The sequence below is a fragment of the Psychromonas sp. L1A2 genome (assembly GCF_009828855.1).
Taxonomy (GTDB): Bacteria; Pseudomonadota; Gammaproteobacteria; order Enterobacterales; family Psychromonadaceae; genus Psychromonas.
Genome location: NZ_WUAG01000002.1, coordinates 742780 through 763062, shown reverse-complemented (window position 1 = coordinate 763062; position 20283 = coordinate 742780). Strand labels below are relative to the sequence as shown.

Annotated in this window: 18 protein-coding genes; 7 read left to right on the top strand and 11 right to left on the bottom strand. The window is 36.0% G+C overall.

The annotated features are described in order from the left end of the window. Nucleotide 1: 1 nt before the first annotated feature. Nucleotides 2–940, top strand: a complete 939-nt coding sequence (locus tag GQR59_RS13770) for a class I SAM-dependent methyltransferase (RefSeq protein ID WP_160063635.1) — start codon at nt 2–4, stop codon at nt 938–940. 355 nt (nt 941–1295) lie between these two features. Here the strand turns inward: GQR59_RS13770 and GQR59_RS13765 are convergent, their stop codons facing one another. The 3 genes from GQR59_RS13765 to GQR59_RS13755 form a co-directional block, all read right to left on the bottom strand. Further along, on the bottom strand, nt 1296–1886 hold the full coding sequence (locus tag GQR59_RS13765) for a hypothetical protein (RefSeq protein ID WP_160063633.1): 591 nt from the start codon (nt 1884–1886) through the stop codon (nt 1296–1298). A gap of 231 nt (nt 1887–2117) precedes the next feature. Continuing rightward, complete coding sequence (pta, locus tag GQR59_RS13760) at nt 2118–4283, bottom strand: phosphate acetyltransferase (RefSeq protein WP_160063631.1); 2166 nt, start codon at nt 4281–4283, stop codon at nt 2118–2120. A gap of 60 nt (nt 4284–4343) precedes the next feature. Further along, nucleotides 4344–5543, bottom strand: coding sequence for an acetate kinase (locus tag GQR59_RS13755; RefSeq protein WP_160063629.1), 1200 nt, complete (start codon nt 5541–5543; stop codon nt 4344–4346). Between the two features lie 338 nt (nt 5544–5881). Between GQR59_RS13755 and yfbV the strand changes: the two genes are divergently transcribed. Further along, a complete protein-coding gene (yfbV, locus tag GQR59_RS13750; protein WP_160063627.1) occupies nt 5882–6331 on the top strand; it encodes a terminus macrodomain insulation protein YfbV in 450 nt (149 codons plus the stop codon). On the opposite strand, the gene rlmA is transcribed toward yfbV, so the two are convergent. From rlmA to fldB, 4 genes are all read right to left on the bottom strand, one after another. Next, nucleotides 6328–7143 carry a 23S rRNA (guanine(745)-N(1))-methyltransferase gene (gene rlmA / locus GQR59_RS13745; protein WP_160063625.1) on the bottom strand — a complete coding sequence of 272 codons (816 nt, stop codon included), beginning with the start codon at nt 7141–7143 and terminating at the stop codon, nt 6328–6330. The two genes, yfbV and rlmA, sit on opposite strands and share 4 nt — an antisense overlap. Nucleotides 7144–7303: 160 nt before the next feature. After that, entirely contained in the window at nt 7304–8044 is a 741-nt protein-coding gene (gene pflA / locus GQR59_RS13740) for a pyruvate formate lyase 1-activating protein (RefSeq protein ID WP_160063623.1), read from the bottom strand. Nucleotides 8045–8240: 196 nt separating this feature from the next. Beyond that, complete coding sequence (pflB, locus tag GQR59_RS13735) at nt 8241–10526, bottom strand: formate C-acetyltransferase (RefSeq protein ID WP_160063622.1); 2286 nt, start codon at nt 10524–10526, stop codon at nt 8241–8243. A gap of 566 nt (nt 10527–11092) precedes the next feature. Beyond that, a complete protein-coding gene (gene fldB, locus GQR59_RS13730; RefSeq protein WP_160063620.1) occupies nt 11093–11611 on the bottom strand; it encodes a flavodoxin FldB in 519 nt (172 codons plus the stop codon). 57 nt (nt 11612–11668) lie between these two features. Between fldB and xerD the strand changes: the two genes are divergently transcribed. The 3 genes from xerD (at nt 11669) to recJ (ending at nt 15340) form a co-directional block, all read left to right on the top strand. After that, a complete protein-coding gene (gene xerD, locus GQR59_RS13725) occupies nt 11669–12565 on the top strand; it encodes a site-specific tyrosine recombinase XerD (protein ID WP_160063618.1) in 897 nt (298 codons plus the stop codon). 226 nt (nt 12566–12791) lie between these two features. Continuing rightward, entirely contained in the window at nt 12792–13544 is a 753-nt protein-coding gene (dsbC, locus tag GQR59_RS13720) for a bifunctional protein-disulfide isomerase/oxidoreductase DsbC (RefSeq protein ID WP_160063616.1), read from the top strand. A 68-nt stretch (nt 13545–13612) separates the two neighbouring features. After that, nucleotides 13613–15340: a single-stranded-DNA-specific exonuclease RecJ gene (recJ, locus tag GQR59_RS13715; RefSeq protein ID WP_160063614.1), complete on the top strand. Its 1728-nt coding sequence runs from the start codon at nt 13613–13615 to the stop codon at nt 15338–15340. A 155-nt stretch (nt 15341–15495) separates the two neighbouring features. Here recJ and GQR59_RS13710 read toward each other — a convergent pair whose 3' ends face one another. From GQR59_RS13710 to GQR59_RS13700, 3 genes are all read right to left on the bottom strand, one after another. After that, nucleotides 15496–15687 (bottom strand): DUF3185 family protein, encoded by a 192-nt coding sequence (locus GQR59_RS13710; RefSeq protein WP_160063613.1) that lies wholly within the window; start codon nt 15685–15687, stop codon nt 15496–15498. A 148-nt stretch (nt 15688–15835) separates the two neighbouring features. Beyond that, complete coding sequence (gene trmL / locus GQR59_RS13705; protein WP_160063610.1) at nt 15836–16300, bottom strand: tRNA (uridine(34)/cytosine(34)/5-carboxymethylaminomethyluridine(34)-2'-O)-methyltransferase TrmL; 465 nt, start codon at nt 16298–16300, stop codon at nt 15836–15838. Between the two features lie 455 nt (nt 16301–16755). Next, the gene (locus GQR59_RS13700) at nt 16756–17463 is read right to left on the bottom strand and encodes a response regulator (protein ID WP_160063608.1); all 708 of its coding nucleotides are present in this window, start codon (nt 17461–17463) and stop codon (nt 16756–16758) included. A 521-nt stretch (nt 17464–17984) separates the two neighbouring features. Between GQR59_RS13700 and GQR59_RS13695 the strand changes: the two genes are divergently transcribed. Both GQR59_RS13695 and cysE read left to right on the top strand, forming a co-directional pair. After that, nucleotides 17985–18893 carry a cation diffusion facilitator family transporter gene (locus tag GQR59_RS13695; protein ID WP_160063606.1) on the top strand — a complete coding sequence of 303 codons (909 nt, stop codon included), beginning with the start codon at nt 17985–17987 and terminating at the stop codon, nt 18891–18893. Nucleotides 18894–19024: 131 nt separating this feature from the next. Then, nucleotides 19025–19804 (top strand): serine O-acetyltransferase, encoded by a 780-nt coding sequence (gene cysE, locus GQR59_RS13690; protein WP_160063604.1) that lies wholly within the window; start codon nt 19025–19027, stop codon nt 19802–19804. 93 nt (nt 19805–19897) lie between these two features. Here cysE and GQR59_RS13685 read toward each other — a convergent pair whose 3' ends face one another. Continuing rightward, nucleotides 19898–20119, bottom strand: a complete 222-nt coding sequence (locus GQR59_RS13685; RefSeq protein ID WP_160063602.1) for a DUF1653 domain-containing protein — start codon at nt 20117–20119, stop codon at nt 19898–19900. Nucleotides 20120–20283: the final 164 nt, after the last annotated feature.

Below are 20283 nucleotides of genomic sequence, written 5' to 3'. Positions count from 1 at the left end.
TATGTTTGCACCATTGTTAGAAAAAATGCATTTTCCTAAAGCAGTATCGAACAACGATATGCAACAAGATAAAGAGATGGCGCGTTTATTTCACGGGCGAGGTTTTTGTTATCCTGAATATCAACATTTCAATATTGATTGGTTATCGCCTGTTATTTTAGTGATCCTTTACAAAGAAGAAAGCCAACAATGGTTAGCTGATTTAAGCCAATTTTTATTAGCTGAAATGACTAAAAAAGGATTTTCTGTTACGAGTATTCAAGTGCAATTTCGTTGCCGAGATTTAGCGCCTACAGAAGTCTTATATGGTGAAGCCGTCAGTGATTATGTAGCTTGTGAGAATGGGCTATCTTATAAAATTAATTTAGGTAAAAACCAAAATTACGGTATTTTCTTAGATATGAAAAATGGCCGTACTTGGCTAAGAGATAACAGCCAAGGAAAGCGTGTTTTAAATTTATTTTCTTATACTTGTGCTTTCTCTGCTGCTGCATTAGCGGGTGGAGCTGAACAGGTTGTTAATTTAGACATGAGCAAAGCGGCTTTAGCTGTAGGGCGCGATAACCATCGATTAAATGGACATGATTTAGCGAAGGTTAAATACCTTGGGCATGACTTGTTTAAGTCTTGGGGCAAAGTGAAACGTTTAGGACCTTACGATATTATCATTGCTGATCCTCCATCTTTACAGAAGGGCAGTGTTAATATCCAACGTGACTATCCTAAAATTATGCGTCGTTTACCCGAGTTACTCAATAAAGGCGGACAAGCTTTATTGTGCTTAAACAGCCCAGATCTGGATTTTCAATTTATTTATGATTCATTAGCTGAACATTGTCCTGAAGCGAAAGTGATCGATGTTATTAAGCCACCTATGGAATATACGAATATTGACTTAGACAAAGGCTTAAAATGCGTCTTAGTGGAGATATCAGAATAATAGTACTGATGTCAGAAGAATAATGTTGGTGTAAGGCGATAAATTAGATTTGTTGGCAATAATCGACTCAGTAAAATAAATACAATGCATTATAAATTAAGATCATTAAAGTCGTAAATTAGCCATTGTAAATAATCATAAGGAGCTTAAATAGCTCCTTTTTTGTTGTTTATTATTTTGTATCAGCGAATTAATTTATCTAGTTATCTAGTTATCTAGTTATCTAGTTATCTAGTTATCTAGTTATCTAGTTACTTATCTAGTTACCGAGCTAGTTATCTATCTATTTATTTTTTAAATAAACTAACTTATTCAAAGTGACTTACTTTTAGCTCTTGAATTAGTTTACTTAATTTTAGTTTAGCTGAATTGTGCTAATCGCTTGATGAATATCAGCTTCAGCATCGTTAAAGCTGCTATTTTTTAGTGTCGCTGTAAAAATTAAAAATACATTTTCTGATATTTTAATATGGTATTGCATCGTTGTTGTATCTGCTAATGCACCATCAAATTTTACATAAAGCGCATCTTTTCCTGATACTTGTGCTTTTTCACAAGTATAAAGGCTGATATTTCGTTGAAAAAGGTTAGTTAATTCAACAGGGATTGCTGCACAGGTTTCTTTTATTTTTTCTGGTGTTGTTGCCACTTGTCCTATCTGCTTCATTACATTGATATTGTCTGCAAAATTATTAGTGTTATCAGGCAAAAAATAAAAATCCATTTTTCCAGATCTAATCATTGGGATTATTTGTTGTAATAAGGGATCAGGGATGTTGTTTACATCTTCAAAGTTAAATAACTCTGGGTTCGCTTTGATTTCAGGGCCTGTTAATGGTGACCAAGTATCAGGAATGTCCATGCTATAACCAAAATCACTATTTGCTTGTTTTGCTTGTGTAAAAAAGCTTAATAATATCAAACTCGTTAATAAAAAATATTTCACTGTATTTCTCCATGATAAATATTATTTTTTAGGATTCGGTTTAACTATATTAGGTGTAGCTTACCAGCATTTTAAATCAAAAATTACTACTTTTAATGTCAATTTAAATGGTGCGCTCATAAAAAAGCCCCATTTATCTTTATCTTACTTAATAAAGGTAAATGGGGCTTTTATTGCAGAGCTTAGCGCTCAATCAACGAGCTTTAGAGAAGTTTAAAATTAATCATAAAATTATTTTTCTAGTAAAGCTGCTTTTTCGTTTGCTTGCGTTGCTTGAATTGCTGTTAACGCGATGGTGTAAACAATATCATCTACTAATGCACCACGTGACAAGTCATTAACTGGTTTACGCATACCTTGTAGCATCGGACCGATACTGATCAAGTTAGCACTACGTTGTACCGCTTTGTATGTCGTGTTACCTGTATTCAAATCAGGGAAGATGAATACCGTTGCTTGACCTGCGACTTTAGAATCTGGTGCTTTACTTTTTGCAACATTTTCCATAACAGCAGCATCATATTGTAATGGGCCATCTATTAATAAGTCAGGACGACGCTCTTGTGCAATTTTAGTTGCTTCACGTACTTTTTCAACATCAGAACCGGCACCAGAATTACCAGTAGAGTAACTGATCATCGCTACTTTTGGGTCAATACCAAAGGCAATTGCTGAATCAGCAGATTGAATTGCGATATCTGCTAATTGGTCTGCTGTTGGGTCTGGGTTTATTGCACAGTCACCGTAAACTAATACTTGGTCTGGCAATAACATGAAGAAGATTGAAGAGACTAAGCTTGCGCCTGGTGCCGTTTTAATCAACTGTAATGCAGGACGAATAGTATTTGCCGTTGTATGTACAGCACCTGATACTAGACCAGCAACTTCACCTTCAGCTAACATCATAGTACCTAGTACTACAGGGTCTTGTAATTGCTCACGAGCAACGACTTCCGTTAGGCCTTTACCTTTACGTAATGCAACCATAGGTGCTACGTATTGTTCAATCACATCGATAGGGTTAACAATTTCGACTTCATCAGAGATGACAATGCCTTGTTGTGTAGCTATACGATGAATCTCTTCAGGATTACCTAATAGAACAGGTTTAGCAATACCACGTTGTGCACAAATAATAGCTGCTTGAATCGTACGTGGTTCTTCACCTTCAGGTAAAACAATACGTTGATTTGCTTTACGAGCTAATTCAGTTAAGTGGTAACGGAATGCTGGTGGAGATAAACGACGAGATAATGAAGAGTCTTCAGTTAATGTATTTAACCAATGCTTATCAATGTGGCTCGCGATGTATTCTTGTACTTTCTCAATACGCTCAAGGTCATCAACTGGAATTTCCATGTTGAAGTTTTGTAAGCGTTGAGCTGTCTGCCAAGTATTACTTTTTATAAGCAATACAGGTAAACCTGAATCCATTGCGCTTCTACAAAGTTTTAATACTTCTTCTTCAGGCATGTAATCGCCTGTTAGTAGTAAACAGCCGATCTTCATGCCATTCATTACAGCTAGACAAGTTGCGATGATTACATCACTACGGTCGCCAGAAGTTACTAACATTGAGCCTGCTTTAAAATGCTCAACCATATTTGGAATTGAACGAGCACAGAATGTGACTGAATGTAGACGGCGATTTTCTAGGTCGCCTTTGTTCAGAATTTTTGCTTCTAAATGAACCGCTAAGTCTTTAACACGAGGCGCAATTAAGTCAGCGCTCCATGGTATACAACCTAAGATAGGCAGTGGACTTTTGCTGAACATTTGTAACACTTCAAGATTGTTATTGATACTCGCTTCTGGAATATCAAATACTTCAGTGATATCAACGCCTGTTTTATCATTTTCATCAATAGGCGCGCCTACTTTATTGATAATACAACCAGCAATACGTTTGTTTTCTTTGCCGCCAAATGAAGAGACAGCAATTTCCATGCGCTCTTTAAGTTGTTGCGAAGTGTCATTACTAGGATGCGTTACAAATACCATTTCTGCACTGAGTGCTTTAGCGATACTGTAGTTGATGTTATTAGCAAATTGGTGCTTATCTGTTGGTACTAAGCCTTCAACAATAATAACGTCACTATCTTTAGTGCCTTCACGAAAACGTTCTACGATATTTTCAAGTAATTCTGAAGTGCGCCCAGATGAAATCAGGTTTTCTGCATATTTCATTGCAAAAGGTTCTGGGGGAAGAATGTTACTTGAGTTACGAAGTGTTGTCGTCGAACGCTCTGTTCCGAGATCACCTTGACGAGGTTGTGCGATTGGTTTGTAGAAATTAACGGCAACACCTTGGCGTTCCATCGCGCGGATCATTCCAAGACTTACCGAAGTGACACCGACACCAGAACCAATTGGTATTAGCATTATTGTACGAGCCATGACTATTCCTTTTAATAGATCATAAAGAGGGAGTAAATACTCCCTTGAAATTAACTTAGATTATGCAGATACTAGTTTAGCTGAATCTTGCGCAATAACCCATTCTTCGTTAGTTGGAATAACCATTGCGATGGGTGAGTTATCAGCAGTAATGATGCCAGCTCCGCCTAATATTGCAGTTTTATTTTTGTCTGCATCTATTTGATAACCAAATATAGCTAAGTTATCCAACACTTTTGTACGAATACGTACAGAGTTTTCACCAATACCGCCAGTGAATACAATCGCATCAATGCGTCCAAGTGGTACTGCATAAGAAGCGATATATTTTGCTAAGCGATAAGCGAACATATCAACTGCTAATATAGCACCTTCATGTCCTTTTTCGTAGTTCTGTTCGATATCACGAAAATCGCTAGAAAGGCCAGAAATACCTAATAAACCACTTTGTTTTTGTAACATGTCCATTACACCTTTTAAGCTGTAACCTTCACGTTCAATCAGGTGTTCAATAATGCTTGGATCAATGTCACCACAACGAGTCCCCATCACTAAACCTGCAAGAGGTGTCATCCCCATACTAGTATCAACTGATTGTCCGTTTTTAATCGCTGTTACTGATGCACCGTTACCTAAATGAGCAGAAATGATATTCGTTTCTTCAACGGGTTTATTTAATGCTTTTGCCGCTTCATTAGTTACAAATAAGTGGCTTGTACCGTGCATGCCGTAACGACGTATGCCTTTTTCTTTATACAGGTTGTATGGCAAGGCATATAGAAACGCTTTAGCTGGCATGGTTTGGTGGTAAGCAGTGTCAAATACAGCTACTTGAGTTAACGTTGGGAAGGCTTTTAGCGCGGCTTTAATACCTAAAACATGTGCGGGATTGTGAAGTGGTGCAAGTGATGAGCATTGTTCAATACCTTCTAAAACAGCTTCATCAATAATCACTGACTCAGTGAACTTTTCTCCCCCATGAACAATACGATGCCCTACCGCAATAAACTGAGATTCAAGACCGTCAATTTTTTTGATTATCTCTTCCACAATAAAAGTAATTGCTGCTGAGTGAGCACTATATTCTGGAAGACTTGTTGATTCTTTTTTTTCGTTGAATTTCCATTTGATGCGTGCATCAGGAAGGTTGAAACATTCAGCTAAACCACTGATTACTTCATCGCCATTATTTGCGTCGATTACAGCGAACTTAAGTGAAGAACTACCACAGTTGAGTACAAGGACTAATTTATTGCTCATGAAAGATTCCAGTCAGTAAAAAATAAACAAAAATATCAAAGCAATGTTCGATATTAAGCTAAGGTATAATAATTAGAGACAATTTAAGTAATGCTTCTTTGCTTTGCCTAGTTACTTTTATCTAGTTAATTTGATTGAGTTACTTTGGCTTATTTATGTTGCTTAGTTACATTACGCACATTAAATTATAGTTTTTATCTTACATTTATGTAATAAAATTACAAATGACAATTGAATAAAAAGTTATTTCAAATCAAGTTTAAGACAAATATATTTTTTGTATTAAACTGACTATGATTTGTGTGTCTATTTATTGAAGTTTTTAGAGGAGAATTTAATTGTTTACGTTTTTTGATTTATTAAAAAAAGGCGATCAATATTTAAAAACATGGCCTAAACAAAACTGCCTATACTCGTTATTTATTGATAGTAAAATGATTTGCTATACACAATTGCTGATTAAAATTTTCCCGCTTTTTATTGTATTAGTCGCTTCTCTTTATATTATTTTCCCTCTTTATTTTTCTTGGGCAAGTACGGCTACTTTTATTTTATTTTTGATTGGTTTACCAGTGCATTGTCTTTTATGGTTAGGTAAGCGTTCTCAACAAATACTCTCACCACAATTGTTTACTTGGTATATTGAAATAGCAGGGGTATTAAATGGTAAGCAACCTGGATTACATGTGATGATCGATAAACCTCGGTTTATCGATCTTGCTAAATTGTTAAATAAAGGGTTTAGAAAAGGAGGAGATAACTTTTTATATAATAATGAATTGATTTAATCTTTTTGAAAGACTTCAATATTGAAATCACATTCTATTTTCCATTGAGATAAGCTAAGCAAATCCGCTAGCTTCTCAGGCGTAAACTTCCAAGCAAAGGGGGTCATGTTGATCAGGTTTTTTAATTGCTGAGTCTGGTCAATCATTAACTCATAATTTAGCCCTATTTGTTCTATTTTTGTAAAACCTGTTACTGCTTCATTCTCTTGAGCATGGTCATTCACATTATCGTAAATCGCTTCACGTAATTGATACAGATGCCGTGGGGCAGGGGTCACTGTTATTAAATACCCTTTTTTGTTTATTAAGCGTAATAACTCTTGTGCTTTTGAAGGTGCGTAAATACGCGTCATTAGATCAACACTTTCATCTATAAGCGGGACTTGATAAGCACTAGCGACACAAAAGTGGATCTTTTTATAGCGTTTAGCGGCGTAACGGATAGCCACTTTAGATATATCAATGCCACAGATATTATGTTGTGGAAGTCGTTGATGAATAATATCCGTGTAATAACCTTCGCCACAGCCTAAATCTAAAATTTGCGCGTTTTCCACACCCTCCAAATATTGCTGGCTTATTTGCGCTACTTTTTCCGCGAGTGGTAAGTAACCGCTAGTATTCAGAAAAGCACGTCTTGCCATCATCATCTCTTGATTATCACCTGGGTTTTTAGAGCTTTTAGACTGTACAGGTAATAAATTAAGATAACCTTCTTTTGCAATATCAAAGTGATGATTATTTTGGCAAATTTGAGTGTTATTAGTTTGCGTGAATGTGCTTTGGCATAGCGGACAAATGAAAGGCGTCATAGAGTTTACTGCTTTAAAATAGAAAGTGAGTATCAAGAGAAAGACAGTTTACACTGCCTTAATCAGGAATTACGACTATTTATGACGAGGAGTTAAAAAATACCAGTCATAAATAATGTTTTATCTAAGATAAACCTTAAGTTGTAATTAAACTTAAAAGCTAAAAAATAACACTGTTATGATATTGTAAGAGTACATCTTGTACGGCAACCATTGTTTCTCTGGTGGGGGCATGCACGCCTTCTAAAGGATAAATTTCGCCCATTTCAATCCATTTATGTCTACCTAACTCGTGGTAAGGCAACATTTCGATTTTTTCTATATTTTTCATCGGTTGAATAAATTGACCCAGCGAATGTGCATCTTTCAAGCTATCTGTAATCCCAGGCACGACAACATAGCGTAGATATACCGCTTGATCGTGTTCGGCTAAATATTTAGCAAACTCTAACGTGTATTTATTACTAACATGGGTTAAATCGATATGTTTTTTATTATCCATTTGCTTAATATCTAATAAGACTAAATCAGTGTGATTAAGAATTTCTTTTGTAGTCTCATCTATTTTACGAACAAAGCCGTTAGTGTCTAAACAAGTGTGGATACCTTCTAAACGGCATGCTTTAAACATGGCTAAAACAAATTCAGGTTGAAGCATCGCTTCGCCGCCTGAAATAGTAATACCACCGCCAGATGCTTCCATATAATGACGATATTGAAGCAGCTCTTTCATTAGTTCTTCAACGGTCATCTCTTTACCCGCCTCTGTATCCCAGGTATCACGGTTATGGCAATACTGACAACGCATTAAACATCCCTGCAAGAAAATGATAAAGCGGATCCCTGGCCCATCAACGGTGCCGCAGGTTTCTACCGAGTGTACTCGTCCAGTGACTAACATTTTATAACCTCATGAATATAATTATTTGTATTAACTCTTGTTGTTTATCATCGAATGAATTCAAAGTTAATATAGATAAATACTGTTGTTTTAATAAAAAGAAACTGGTTGATAAAAATAAAGGTTTCATTCCGAAGAATGAAACCTTTTTCAATTATAGCAGGCTAACCAAAAGTTAATCTTTTTATCGTGACTCTTACAGTTTAGCTGTAAAAGTACGCGTGATCACATCTTGTTTTTGTTCTGCAGTTAATGAATTAAATCGCACTGCATAACCTGATACACGAATGGTTAACTGAGGATATTTATCAGGATATTCCATTGCATCTAATAGCATCTCACGGTTCATTACGTTTACGTTTAAGTGTTGACCACCTTCAATTTCAGGTGTGTGCTTAAAGTAACCATCCATTAAACCAGCAAGATTAGATTTTTGTGAATCGTCCGTTTTACCTAATGCGTTTGGTACGATTGAGAAAGTATAAGAAATACCATCCTGAGCATAAGCAAACGGTAGTTTAGATACCGATGTTAGTGATGCTACAGCACCTTTCTCATCACGTCCGTGCATTGGGTTTGCACCTGGAGCAAAAGGCGCACCAGAGCGACGGCCGTCAGGTGTGTTACCTGTTTTCTTACCATATACAACGTTAGATGTAATAGTAAGAATTGACTGTGTTGCACGTGCATTACGATACATTGGACGTGATTTGATTTTTTTCATGAACGTTTCAACAAGCTCACAAGCAATATCATCAACACGTGAATCGTTATTACCAAATTTAGGGTAATCACCTTCGATTTCAAAGTCTGTTGCAATACCATCTTCATCACGAATTGGACGTACTTTTGCGTATTTAATCGCAGCTAGTGAATCGGCAGCAATTGATAGACCCGCAATACCGCAAGCCATTGTACGTTCAACATCACGGTCATGAAGTGCCATTAGTGACGCTTCGTAGCTGTATTTGTCGTGCATGTAGTGAATACAGTTAAGTGCAGTCACGTATTGTTCTGCTAACCAATCCATGAAGTGATCAAGGTTAGAATAAACTTCATCATAATCTAAAATTTCAGAGGTGATCGCTGGTAATGTTTTAGGACCCACTTGCATTTTAGATTTTTCATCAACACCACCATTGATGGAGTACAACAATGTTTTTGCTAAGTTGGCACGTGCACCGAAGAATTGCATTTGTTTACCAACAATCATCGGAGATACACAACAAGCGATAGCGTAATCATCATTATCAAAGTCAGTACGCATTAAGTCATCATTTTCGTACTGGATAGATGAGGTATCGATAGACACTTTTGCACAGTATTTTTTGAAGTTAATTGGTAATGCTTCAGACCATAAAACAGTAATGTTTGGCTCTGGAGAAGGACCCATAGTGTATTGAGTATGTAAGAATCGGAAACAGTTTTTAGTCACCAATGTACGACCGTCAACACCCATACCACCGATTGATTCTGTTGCCCAAATTGGGTCGCCAGAGAATAGGTCATCATATTCAGGTGTACGTAGAAAACGTACCATACGTAATTTCATTACAAGATGATCGATTAACTCTTGTGCTTCAGTTTCAGTAATGACGCCTGCTTTTAGGTCTTTTTCAATGTAAATGTCTAAGAACGTCGCTGTACGACCAAATGACATTGCCGCGCCATTTTGAGATTTTATTGCTGCTAGGTAACCAAAATAAGTCCATTGGATTGCTTCTTTAGCATTCTGTGCAGGACCTGAAATGTCAGAACCGTATTTAGCCGCCATCTCTTTCATTTGCGCAAGTGCACGATACTGTTCGAAGATCTCTTCACGTAACTTCATTGTATCTTCTAATGAAGTGCCTGCGATAAGTTCAGCTTCCAAGCTTTTATGCTGAGCTGCTTTTTCAGTCATTAGGTAATCGATACCGTATAAAGCAACACGGCGGTAATCACCAATGATACGACCACGACCATATGCATCAGGTAATCCTGTTAATACACCTGATTTACGACATTTAAGAATGTCACCAGTGTAAACATCAAATACACCTTGGTTATGTGTTTTACGGTATTCAGAGTAAGTTTTACGAATAGTTGGGTCTAATTCTTTTCCGTACACTTTACAAGAACCGTCGATCATACGAATACCACCGTTAGGGATAAGCGCACGTTTTAATGGTTTTTCAGTTTGTAGGCCAACAATCGTTTCTAAGTCTTGGTTAATATAACCTGCATCATGAGCAGTAATAGTAGAAACAACGTCTGTATCAAAATCAACAGGGGCATGTGTTGCATTTTCTAGTTTAATGCCTTCCATTACTTTTTCCCACAACGTATCTGTTGCAGGTGTTGCATCCGCTAGGAAGCCTTCATCACCATCAAATGGTGTGTAATTTTGTTGTATAAAGTCGCGAACGTTAACGTCAGTTTTCCAAGCGTCACCTGCAAAACCTTCCCATGCTGATACAAATGCTTCGTTTAAATTAGTCATAAAGATTTACCTTTACCGTTAGTGATTAAAAAATAATGTTAAAATGCGTATTCTGTTGAGGGTTTAAAAAGTAGGCCATAAATAACAAGACAATAAACAGGCTTGTATTGGTCGCAAGATAAGAGTCAGATAAAAAAGCGTTGCTTATTTTATTGTCAGCAATGTTCTGAGGCTTGCTTGTTATTTGATAAGCTAAAAGCTTGTTAGTGCGATTGTCTACTTGCATCTTAGAAGTTACCCCGTGATGAATTAGTGCTTAGTTTAACAAATGCCTATGTACAAAAGTTGATTCACATCAACTTGTTTGATGACTTGTAATTAAATTACAGTTTTATTCGAATTTGTTCTTTTAAGAGATTTGTTTATGCAGCAACATTATAAAATGTTATTCGCTTTTTCAGGCGTTGTGCCGTGGTACAGTGACTTTAAATATTCTTTATAATCATAGACTATAAAACCAAGTCTTAAATGGGGTAATAAACGACAAGTGGTATGAAAGAGGTAATAGATTGCTTACCTTCAAGTTTTCACCTGAAGGTTTGTTGTATTAAAGTGGGGGAGAGGGGTTACAGTAAAACCTGCATCTCTTCTAAAATTTGCAAACACCAATCGCTTATTCGCTGATCACTTAATTCATATTGTGTATCTTCATCTAAAGCTAATCCTACAAAATAGTCTCCGTCTTCAGAGAGTGCTTTAGATGCATCAAAGTTATAACCTTCAGTTGGCCAGTAACCAATGAAGTTGGGTTGTTGTGGTAGTAACTTTTCGTGCAGCATACCGACTGCATCAACAAACCATTCACTGTAACCATCCTGATCACCTAATCCAAAAATAGCGACAATTTTACCACTCACACTAAGCCCATCAATTTGATCCCATAACTTACCCCAATCCTCTTGAAGTTCACCAAAGTCCCAAGTTGATATGCCTAAAATAACAATATCGTAATCATTTATCTTGCTTAAACCATCATCTTTTATGTTAAATAGGTCAACTAATGATTCACCTAGCTCTGCTTGAATCTTTTCTGCAGCGATTTCTGTATAACAAGTGCTAGAACCATAAAATAAACCGATTTTCATATGTGACCTTTTGAAGAAAAATAAAAGAGGCGCTAATTTACCGTTAAGGCCGTTGGAATGGAAGTATTAAGCATCGAACAATTTTTAGATTCTCTTTGGTTAGAGAGAGGATTATCCAAAAACACCTTAGATTCCTACCGTCATGACTTGAGTTTAGTAGAAATTTACTTACAAAAAGAAGAGGTTGTATTAAGTGATGCGAGTGAAAAACATTTAAGCGATTATTTTGAAGCACGTTTACAAGGTGAAATTGATTATAAAAACACCTCTACGGCCCGTTTGATGAGTGCTATTCGTCGTTATTATCAATACTTATGTCGAGAAAAAATACGTAGCGATGATCCCAGTTCAAAGCTGGAAAGCCCTAAAGTAATTAAACCGTTACCTAAGTCCTTATCTGAATCTGAAGTGGATGCCTTGTTATCTGCACCAGAACTAAATGATCCCGTACAGTTTCGAGATAAAGCCATGTTAGAAGTGTTATATGCGACAGGATTACGTGTTTCTGAGCTGGTGGGATTAACCATGGAAGAAATAAACTTACAACAAGGCGTGATACGTGTCACGGGGAAAGGTAATAAAACAAGATTAGTCCCCTTAGGTGAAGAGTCTGTGTATTGGTTAGAGCGTTATATTGAAGAAATGCGCTCTGCGTTATTATCTGGCCAGAGTAGTGATGTGTTATTTCCGAGCCGTCGTGGTTCTCAAATGGTCAGACAAACCTTTTGGCATCGGATTAAATTTTATGCACAATTATCTGGTATTGATAAAGAGTCATTATCTCCACATGTATTGCGCCATGCTTTTGCGACTCATTTACTGAACTATGGGGCTGATTTACGTGTCGTACAAATGTTGTTAGGTCATAGTGATTTATCCACTACGCAAATTTATACTCATATCGCTAAAGATAGATTAAAAGCATTGCACAGTGAACATCATCCTCGTGCCTAATATAGCCATAATATAATAATTATTTTGTGGTTAGCTATTCTTGTCTATTTAAATGTAGATAAGAAATTAATAGAAACTAATGCCAAAAATGATTTCTCACAGAGTCTTGAATAAAATGTTAAGCCAATGTTATTTAAGATATTGCGAATATGGCCAATTGCCATTCACTTTATGCATTAAGGTAGGCATAATCAATCGTCATTAATTTAATTTTTCAGGGGTCATCATGTCCATATTTAACGTTAAAAAAAGTGTAAGCGCATTAATTGTGGGGGTGCTCATTAGCTCAAGCAGCTTTGCTGCTGCATCGAACGAAGTAAATGAATCATTAATCAAAAAATTGGAATCATTAAAAGTAGACGTGGATTCTATTAGTGAATCACCTGTAAAAGGGTTGTATGAAATCGTTAGCCAAGGGGCTATTTATTACATTAGTGAAAATGGTCAATATTTATTAAATGGCGACATTTTCGATTTAGATAATAGTATGAATAACCTAACCAGCTCAAAGGTTGCTGCAATACGCAAAGCTAACACTGCTGAACATTTTGCAAAAATCAAAGATTTTGAAAAAGACATGATTGTTTATAAAGCAGAGAATGAAAAGCACGTTGTCACTGTTTTCTCTGATACAAGTTGTGCTTATTGTCAGAAGTTACACTCTGAAATTCCTGATTATAATAAGTTAGGCATTACTATTCGTTACCTTGCTTTCCCTCGTGGCGGTGTTAACTCCAATGCGTACCGTACTATGGTCTCAGTATGGTGTGCGGATGATCAAAAAGCAGCAATGGATGAAGCAAAAAAACGTCGTAGTATTAAACCAGTTACCTGTGACAATAATGTTATTGACCAATATAACTTAGGTGTTGCTTTAGGTATTACGGGAACACCAACGTTGTTCTTAGAAGACGGTAGAATGATGCCTGGTTACTTACCTGCTGATAATTTACTGCAAGCAATAGAACAAAAAAAATAGAGTAATACTTCAGCTATTGCTCCATTCATAATAAACTGCATTGATAATCCCTTATCGTGCAGTTTTTTATGTCTTCAGAAATAACAACACAAGTACAACAACGCCTTCAACATGATAGTAGTTTATTGTCATTATCTTGCTCTCCATTATTAACTCAACTCTATGCTAGTCGAGGCATTAAAGCTGATAGCGAATTAGATAACAGTACCAAAACATTGATTCATGCGAATCAATTAAAGGGAATGAGTGATGCTTGTGAATTGTTGTATCAAGCTTACCTAACTCGCCAAAAAATAATTATTATTGGTGATTTTGATGCAGATGGTGCAACGAGCACTGCATTAAGTGTCCTGTCTTTAAAAGCACTAGGCTTTCAAAATATAGATTATTTAATCCCGAATAGATTTGATTACGGTTACGGATTAAGTCCTGAAATTGTTGATCTTGCTGCACAACAAGGCGCAAATTTATTAATGACAGTGGATAATGGTATTTCCAGTATTAGCGGTGTTGCACATGCTAAAAAGTTGGGTATTTCAGTGTTGGTTACTGATCACCATTTACCAGGTGACGAAACCCCTATTGCCGATGCTATTGTTAATCCGAATCAAATTGGATGTGACTTCCCAAGTAAAAACTTAGCGGGTGTAGGCGTTGCATTTTATGTGATGTTATCTTTAAAATCGTTAATGCAAGAAAAGGGTTGTTTTACACACTTCCCTGCACCTAATTTAGCTGATTTTTTAGATATTGTTGCTTTGGGTACGGTAGCTGATGTCGTTAAATTAGATTCAAATAATCGAACACTAGTACATCAAGGACTCGCTCGTATTAGAGCGGGATTTTGTCGTCCTGGAATTAGTGCGTTGATTCAAGTTGCTAAACGTAATCAACAACAACTAGTGGCAACTGATTTAGGGTTTTCATTAGGACCAAGGTTAAACGCAGCAGGGCGTTTAGATGAAATGAGCCATGGTGTTGAATTACTATTATGCGAAGATCATCTGCGAGCAAATACATTAGCAACAGAGCTTGATGCGCTTAATTTATCTCGCAGAGAAATAGAACAAAGCATGCAGCAAGAGGCCATGGTGAGCTTACAAAAACTTTCTATAGACCAAGATAATTTACCATTGGCGTTATGTTTATTTGAAGCTGATTGGCATCAAGGTGTGATTGGTTTAGTCGCATCACGAATTAAAGAGAAATATTACCGCCCAACCTTTGCCTTTGCACGTGCGAATGATGGACAAATTAAAGGATCTGCTCGCTCGATCCCTGGTGTGCATATTCGTGATATGTTGGATCTAGTGGATAAAAAAATTCCTGGTGTCATTTTGAAGTTTGGTGGTCATGCAATGGCTGCAGGGTTAAGCCTGTTAGAAAAAGATTTTAATTTATTTAATGACACCTTAAACGCTATTTTAAAAGAACAGGTTGAAGAACATTTATTACAAAATGTTATTTTATCGGATGGACAATTAGCAGCAGACCAGTTTGATTTAAGTATTGCACAAGAATTACGTGATGCAGGGCCATGGGGACAAGGCTTTCCTGCACCTATTTTTGACGGTGTGTTTGAATTAAAACAACAGCGAATTGTGGGTCTGAAACATTTAAAAATGGTATTACAACAAGGTGATAAATTAATTGATGCCATTGCTTTTAACATTGATCCAGAAGCATGGCCGAACTTATCTGTTAAGGAAGTTTTTTGTGTTTATAGTTTAGATGTTAATGAGTTTAGAGGACAAAGAACCGTGCAGTTATTAGTGCAAATGTTAGAACCAAGATAAAAATAGTAAAGGAGAGCTATCGATAGCTCTCCTTTTTATTGTGGTATTTTTATGGCTGCATTTTTTATGGCAACATTTTTTATGACTACATTTTTTATGACGCATTGCTTTATTGCCGTTTAACGACATTTCAATTTTGGATTAGCTATGAGAGGTTAGGCTTTTGATTTTAGCTTTAACACTCCAACAAAAACGTTAATCGCACCCACTACCATGCCAACCCATGCTCGAAGTGGAGGAATAACGCTACTCGCTTCAATCTCTTGCGAACGGTAGACGTCATAACCCCATAAAAATAATATAATACCGAAAACGATCAGTACTAAACCCATCACTTTGTTATTCATTTAAACTCCAATCATTTTTAAATACAGGTTCAACACTTAAGTGTATAAACCGTTAATAGTATTATGATAACAATAAAATGAATTCTATTAATTAATCTTGTCGGTATAAGCGCATCCATATTAATAAATGAGAGTTATACCCGTTTATTTATACTGCACCCGGGAAATCTAGCTGACGCCAAGCTTCATAAACAAATACAGAAACAGCATTGGATAAGTTCATCGAGCGACTTTCGGCTCTCATAGGGATACGTAATTTTTGTTCTAATGGTAATGCATCTAATATTATTGCTGGTAAACCACGTGTTTCAGGACCAAATAGTAATACATCGCCATCTTGAAAGTTTGCATTATGGTGATAGGTGGTTGTTTTAGTTGTACAAGCTAGCAAACGCTTACCTTCAACGACTTTTAGAAAGCTATCAAAGTCTTTATGTATGAAAACATTGGTCATTTCACGATAATCTAACCCAGCACGTCTTACTTTTTTTTCATCTAAATCAAAACCAAGTGGTTCAATCAAATGCAATACACAGCCGGTATTCGCACATAGGCGGATGATATTACCCGTGTTAGGTGGGATTTCTGGTTCGTACAATGCAACTTCAATCATTTATAAACTCTACTTTTGTGGTTGATGTAATATCGCTAAAATCGACAAGGCGTTATTTTATACCAATCACAATAAATAGCTGAGCTATTTTGTCGATTAGAGCCATTCACCTATCAATGATAAATACCATCAGTTAATCATTCTTTAGGTGCTATATAGAGTTGTTTTTTAATAGCGATATCCGTTACCAATCAAGATGCATTATTAAGTCGTTAGCTTGAACTCCAAATCAAGACTCACCATGATGACAATAATCTGCCCTTATCGAAGGTTGCAACGCAGAGTTGGTTTTGAAGCTAACGAACTAGAAGACAAGCGATGAAATAAACACCTCCGTTGTTAGAAAGTGTCGATTTAACCCGTTAGATCTTCCTCTTTCTGTCTAGCATTTGTTCACTTCATCATTTGCTGAATTTATACTTTGAATGGTAAAGGGGTTATATAGCTCAGGTAAGTCAACCACTTTGCATTATTGGCTCTTGTTCATCTAACCAAATATATCCTCTACCTCGAATATTTTTAACTCGTAATTGGCCATCTAAACGAATTGGAATTTTACGTTTCAAATTACTTAAATGCATATCAATACTACGATCTGATGGTTGTAATTTTTTGCCTAAAATCTGTTCACTAAGATCTGATCTTGTTAATAGTTTCCCTGGGTACGTTAGAAATTTTTCTAATAATAATAACTCTGTAGAGGTTAATTCAATAGTAAAGCCTTGGCAGGTGATTTGTTGTTGAGTCGGGAACAATTCAATATCCATATGACTTACTTTATTGTCAGTATTACCTGTTTTATATTCTGTATAACGTAATACTGCTTGAATATGTTTGAGTAGTTCTTGCTCACTGAAAGGTTTTGATATGTAATCATCAGCGCCCATTTCTAAAGCAAGTTGTATATCTTTTTCATTACTTTTATTGGTCAGCATTAACACTGGCGTGTCATTTTTTTGCCGTAATAGCCTTAATACTTCAAACCCATTCATACGAGGCATTATTATATCTAATAGGATCAGATTATAATTTTTACTTAGTATTTTAGATAACCCCTGCTCACCATCGTAAGCAACTTCTATATTAAATCCCGCTGACGTTAGAAAATCAGCCAATAAGGATACTAATTCTTTATCATCATCAATTAAAAGTAGATTTTTCATCGTGTAAGCCTTTGTGAAATTGGCTGTTAAAAATGGCAATTTTTACTTAACATTTTATTTAAATTTATTTTATTTCAATGTTAAATCTTTTATTTCTATGCCTATATCGTCTTATTCAACTTAAATGTAGCCTTTATTTGTCAATTATACCCTATAAAGAGGTATTTTTCGTTATCGTATGTACTTATGTTTTAGATATTGTGAGTAATTGATTGATTGGTCGGATAAATATTCTGTATATATACTTGCTTGTATTAAATCGATTGAAAACTTGAATCTACGAAATAAAGAGAATAGGTTTTTACGATTAAATACTTTGAGCTTTGAAGTCTAAACTTTCGATAAATAAGTAAATAAGTAAATAAGTAGATAAGTAGATAAGTAGATAAGCAAGTGATGGACTAATTCATCCATATTTAAATAATATTTTTCAAATAAAAATTGACTGATATTTACTGGTTTTGTATCTGAAATGATAACGGGTATAATGATCGTCCAACAATTTTCAGAGCTATATCATTGTGAATCAATCAGCGCATCCCGAAGAATATGCTTATTTAGTTAAACGAGCTGGCCAAGCTGCCATTATTGCAGCCTCTTTATTAATTATTGTTAAATTAATTGCTTGGATCATGACTGGTTCATCAAGTATTCTCGCCGCTTTGACTGACTCATTAATGGATGTCACTACCTCTATTATTAATCTATTTGCAATAAAAATTGCCTTACAACCCGCAGACAAAGAACATCGCTTTGGGCATGGTAAAGCGGAAAGTTTAGCTGGATTGGCACAAGCTGCCTTTATTTCTGGCTCATCTGTTTTTCTAATGATCAATGGCATCTCTGCCGTGGTAAATAACAATCAAATTCACGCCAGTAGTTTAGGTGTTTCTGTTATGCTGCTTTCGTTAGTTGTCACTATCGCATTAGTTTTATTTCAACGTTATGTGGTGATTAAAACGAATAGTATGGCCATTAAAGCCGATGCTTTACATTATCGAACAGACATTATTCTTAATGGCGCAGTGTTGTTAGCTATTGTGTTAGCTGGGTATGGTTGGAACTGGGCTGATGGTGTATTTGCAATTGCAGTGAGTCTTTATATTTTACACGGAGCTTGGGAGATTGGAACTCAATCAATTGACGCTTTAATGGACAAACAGTTACCACAAGAAGAGCAAGAATTAATCCTTAAACTTGCTTATAAAGTTGAAGGTGTACGTGGTGTCCATGACTTAAGAACTCGTTATTCAAGTTATATTAAATTTATACAATTACACTTAGAGCTAGATGATGAGCAAAGTTTATTTGATGCACATGAAAAAGCGGATGAATTAGAGTTTGCTCTTGAGGCGGCATTTCCTGGAGCCGATATATTGATTCATTTAGATCCTATTTCAGTCGTACCTAAAAAAATTAAAAACAAATAACAGTATCTGAAACAAATAATCGCACCTAAAAATAAACAATCGCACCTAAAAATAAATCGGCTAACGAGATAGAAGTCTAGCGTTTAATAAAATGCCGATAGAATATAGATTTAATAGTTAAGGATAAAAGAATGGAATGTAAGGTAAAAGATCTCTGGGATAAAATTAGAGAAGAGGCTTGGGCTAGTTCTGCAGGTGAACCAATTTTAGCCAGTTTTTTCCATTCAACTATTTTAAATCATAAAGATTTATCATCAGCATTAAGTTATCAATTAGCTAATCGTTTAGATAGCCGCACTATGCCTGGTATTTTAGTTCGTGAAGTGATTGATGAAGCATTTGCAGACGATCCAAGTATCATAGAAAGTGCAATGGCAGATATTTTAGCCGTGCAAGACAGAGATCCTGCCGTTGAAGAATATTCTATTCCACTTTTATATTTGAAAGGTTTTCACGCCATTCAAATTCACCGTGTCGCACATTGGTTATGGAACAAAAATCGTTTAGCGCTAGCATTGTATTTACAAAACCGTAGCTCAGTTATTTTTGGCGTCGATGTTCATCCTGCTGCCACTATCGGCAAAGGTATAATGTTTGACCATGCAACGGGTGTTGTTGTCGGTGAAACTGCGGTGATTGAAGATAATGTCTCAATATTACAAGGCGTTACTTTAGGCGGAACGGGTAAAGATAGCGGCGATCGTCACCCAAAGATTCGTCAAGGTGTGATGATTGGAGCAGGTGCAAAAGTATTGGGTAATATTGAAATTGGTGTTGGAGCAAAAATAGGGGCTGGCAGTGTTGTTTTAGAAACGGTTCCTGCACATACTACCGTTGCAGGTGTTCCCGCTAAGATTGTTGGCAGGCCATCATGCGATATGCCATCTTTATCGATGGAACAGAACATTTGAAATTTTATGATCTAAAACGCTTTTTAGCCCTTTAGATCACAACCCCCTAGAGTAGTTAATATGCTAGGGGGAGATAATTTAAAAAATTATTTTTTATTCTAAGTCAACATAAGCAAAACGAGGTTGGCTTTTTCCTTCAATTTCTACCTGTTCCAAAAACATAGCAAGCGGTCTTACCCATAAAAGTCCTTCACCGTATAAAGGACGATAAATCACCATTTTTTCTTCTGTTTCACTATGAATGGCAATATCTTCGACTTGATAAAAGCTACCTTTGTAATGTTGGTACTTACCTATTTGTAGTTGTGTAGACATATTTTTCCTTTTAAATTATTTTAATTAATCGGAATCAGACTAACATAATGCGACTTTAAAGACGATTTACATCTTTTTTTCATAAAAATTAAAACAAAGGTTGAATAAGCATCGTGGAATGCTTATTCTCATTGCATTCCAGTTAACCATTTACTTTGTATTAA

Coding starts and splice junctions, on each gene's coding strand:
- GQR59_RS13770 (WP_160063635.1), top strand. CDS start 2: ATGTTTGCACCATTGTTAGAAAAAATGCATTTTCCTAAAGCAGTATCG.
- pta (WP_160063631.1), bottom strand. CDS start 4,283: ATGGCTCGTACAATAATGCTAATACCAATTGGTTCTGGTGTCGGTGTC.
- GQR59_RS13755 (WP_160063629.1), bottom strand. CDS start 5,543: ATGAGCAATAAATTAGTCCTTGTACTCAACTGTGGTAGTTCTTCACTT.
- rlmA (WP_160063625.1), bottom strand. CDS start 7,143: ATGACGCCTTTCATTTGTCCGCTATGCCAAAGCACATTCACGCAAACT.
- pflA (WP_160063623.1), bottom strand. CDS start 8,044: ATGTTAGTCACTGGACGAGTACACTCGGTAGAAACCTGCGGCACCGTT.
- pflB (WP_160063622.1), bottom strand. CDS start 10,526: ATGACTAATTTAAACGAAGCATTTGTATCAGCATGGGAAGGTTTTGCA.
- fldB (WP_160063620.1), bottom strand. CDS start 11,611: ATGAAAATCGGTTTATTTTATGGTTCTAGCACTTGTTATACAGAAATC.
- xerD (WP_160063618.1), top strand. CDS start 11,669: ATGGAAGTATTAAGCATCGAACAATTTTTAGATTCTCTTTGGTTAGAG.
- dsbC (WP_160063616.1), top strand. CDS start 12,792: ATGTCCATATTTAACGTTAAAAAAAGTGTAAGCGCATTAATTGTGGGG.
- recJ (WP_160063614.1), top strand. CDS start 13,613: ATGTCTTCAGAAATAACAACACAAGTACAACAACGCCTTCAACATGAT.
- GQR59_RS13710 (WP_160063613.1), bottom strand. CDS start 15,687: ATGAATAACAAAGTGATGGGTTTAGTACTGATCGTTTTCGGTATTATA.
- trmL (WP_160063610.1), bottom strand. CDS start 16,300: ATGATTGAAGTTGCATTGTACGAACCAGAAATCCCACCTAACACGGGT.
- GQR59_RS13700 (WP_160063608.1), bottom strand. CDS start 17,463: ATGAAAAATCTACTTTTAATTGATGATGATAAAGAATTAGTATCCTTA.
- cysE (WP_160063604.1), top strand. CDS start 19,025: ATGGAATGTAAGGTAAAAGATCTCTGGGATAAAATTAGAGAAGAGGCT.
- GQR59_RS13685 (WP_160063602.1), bottom strand. CDS start 20,119: ATGTCTACACAACTACAAATAGGTAAGTACCAACATTACAAAGGTAGC.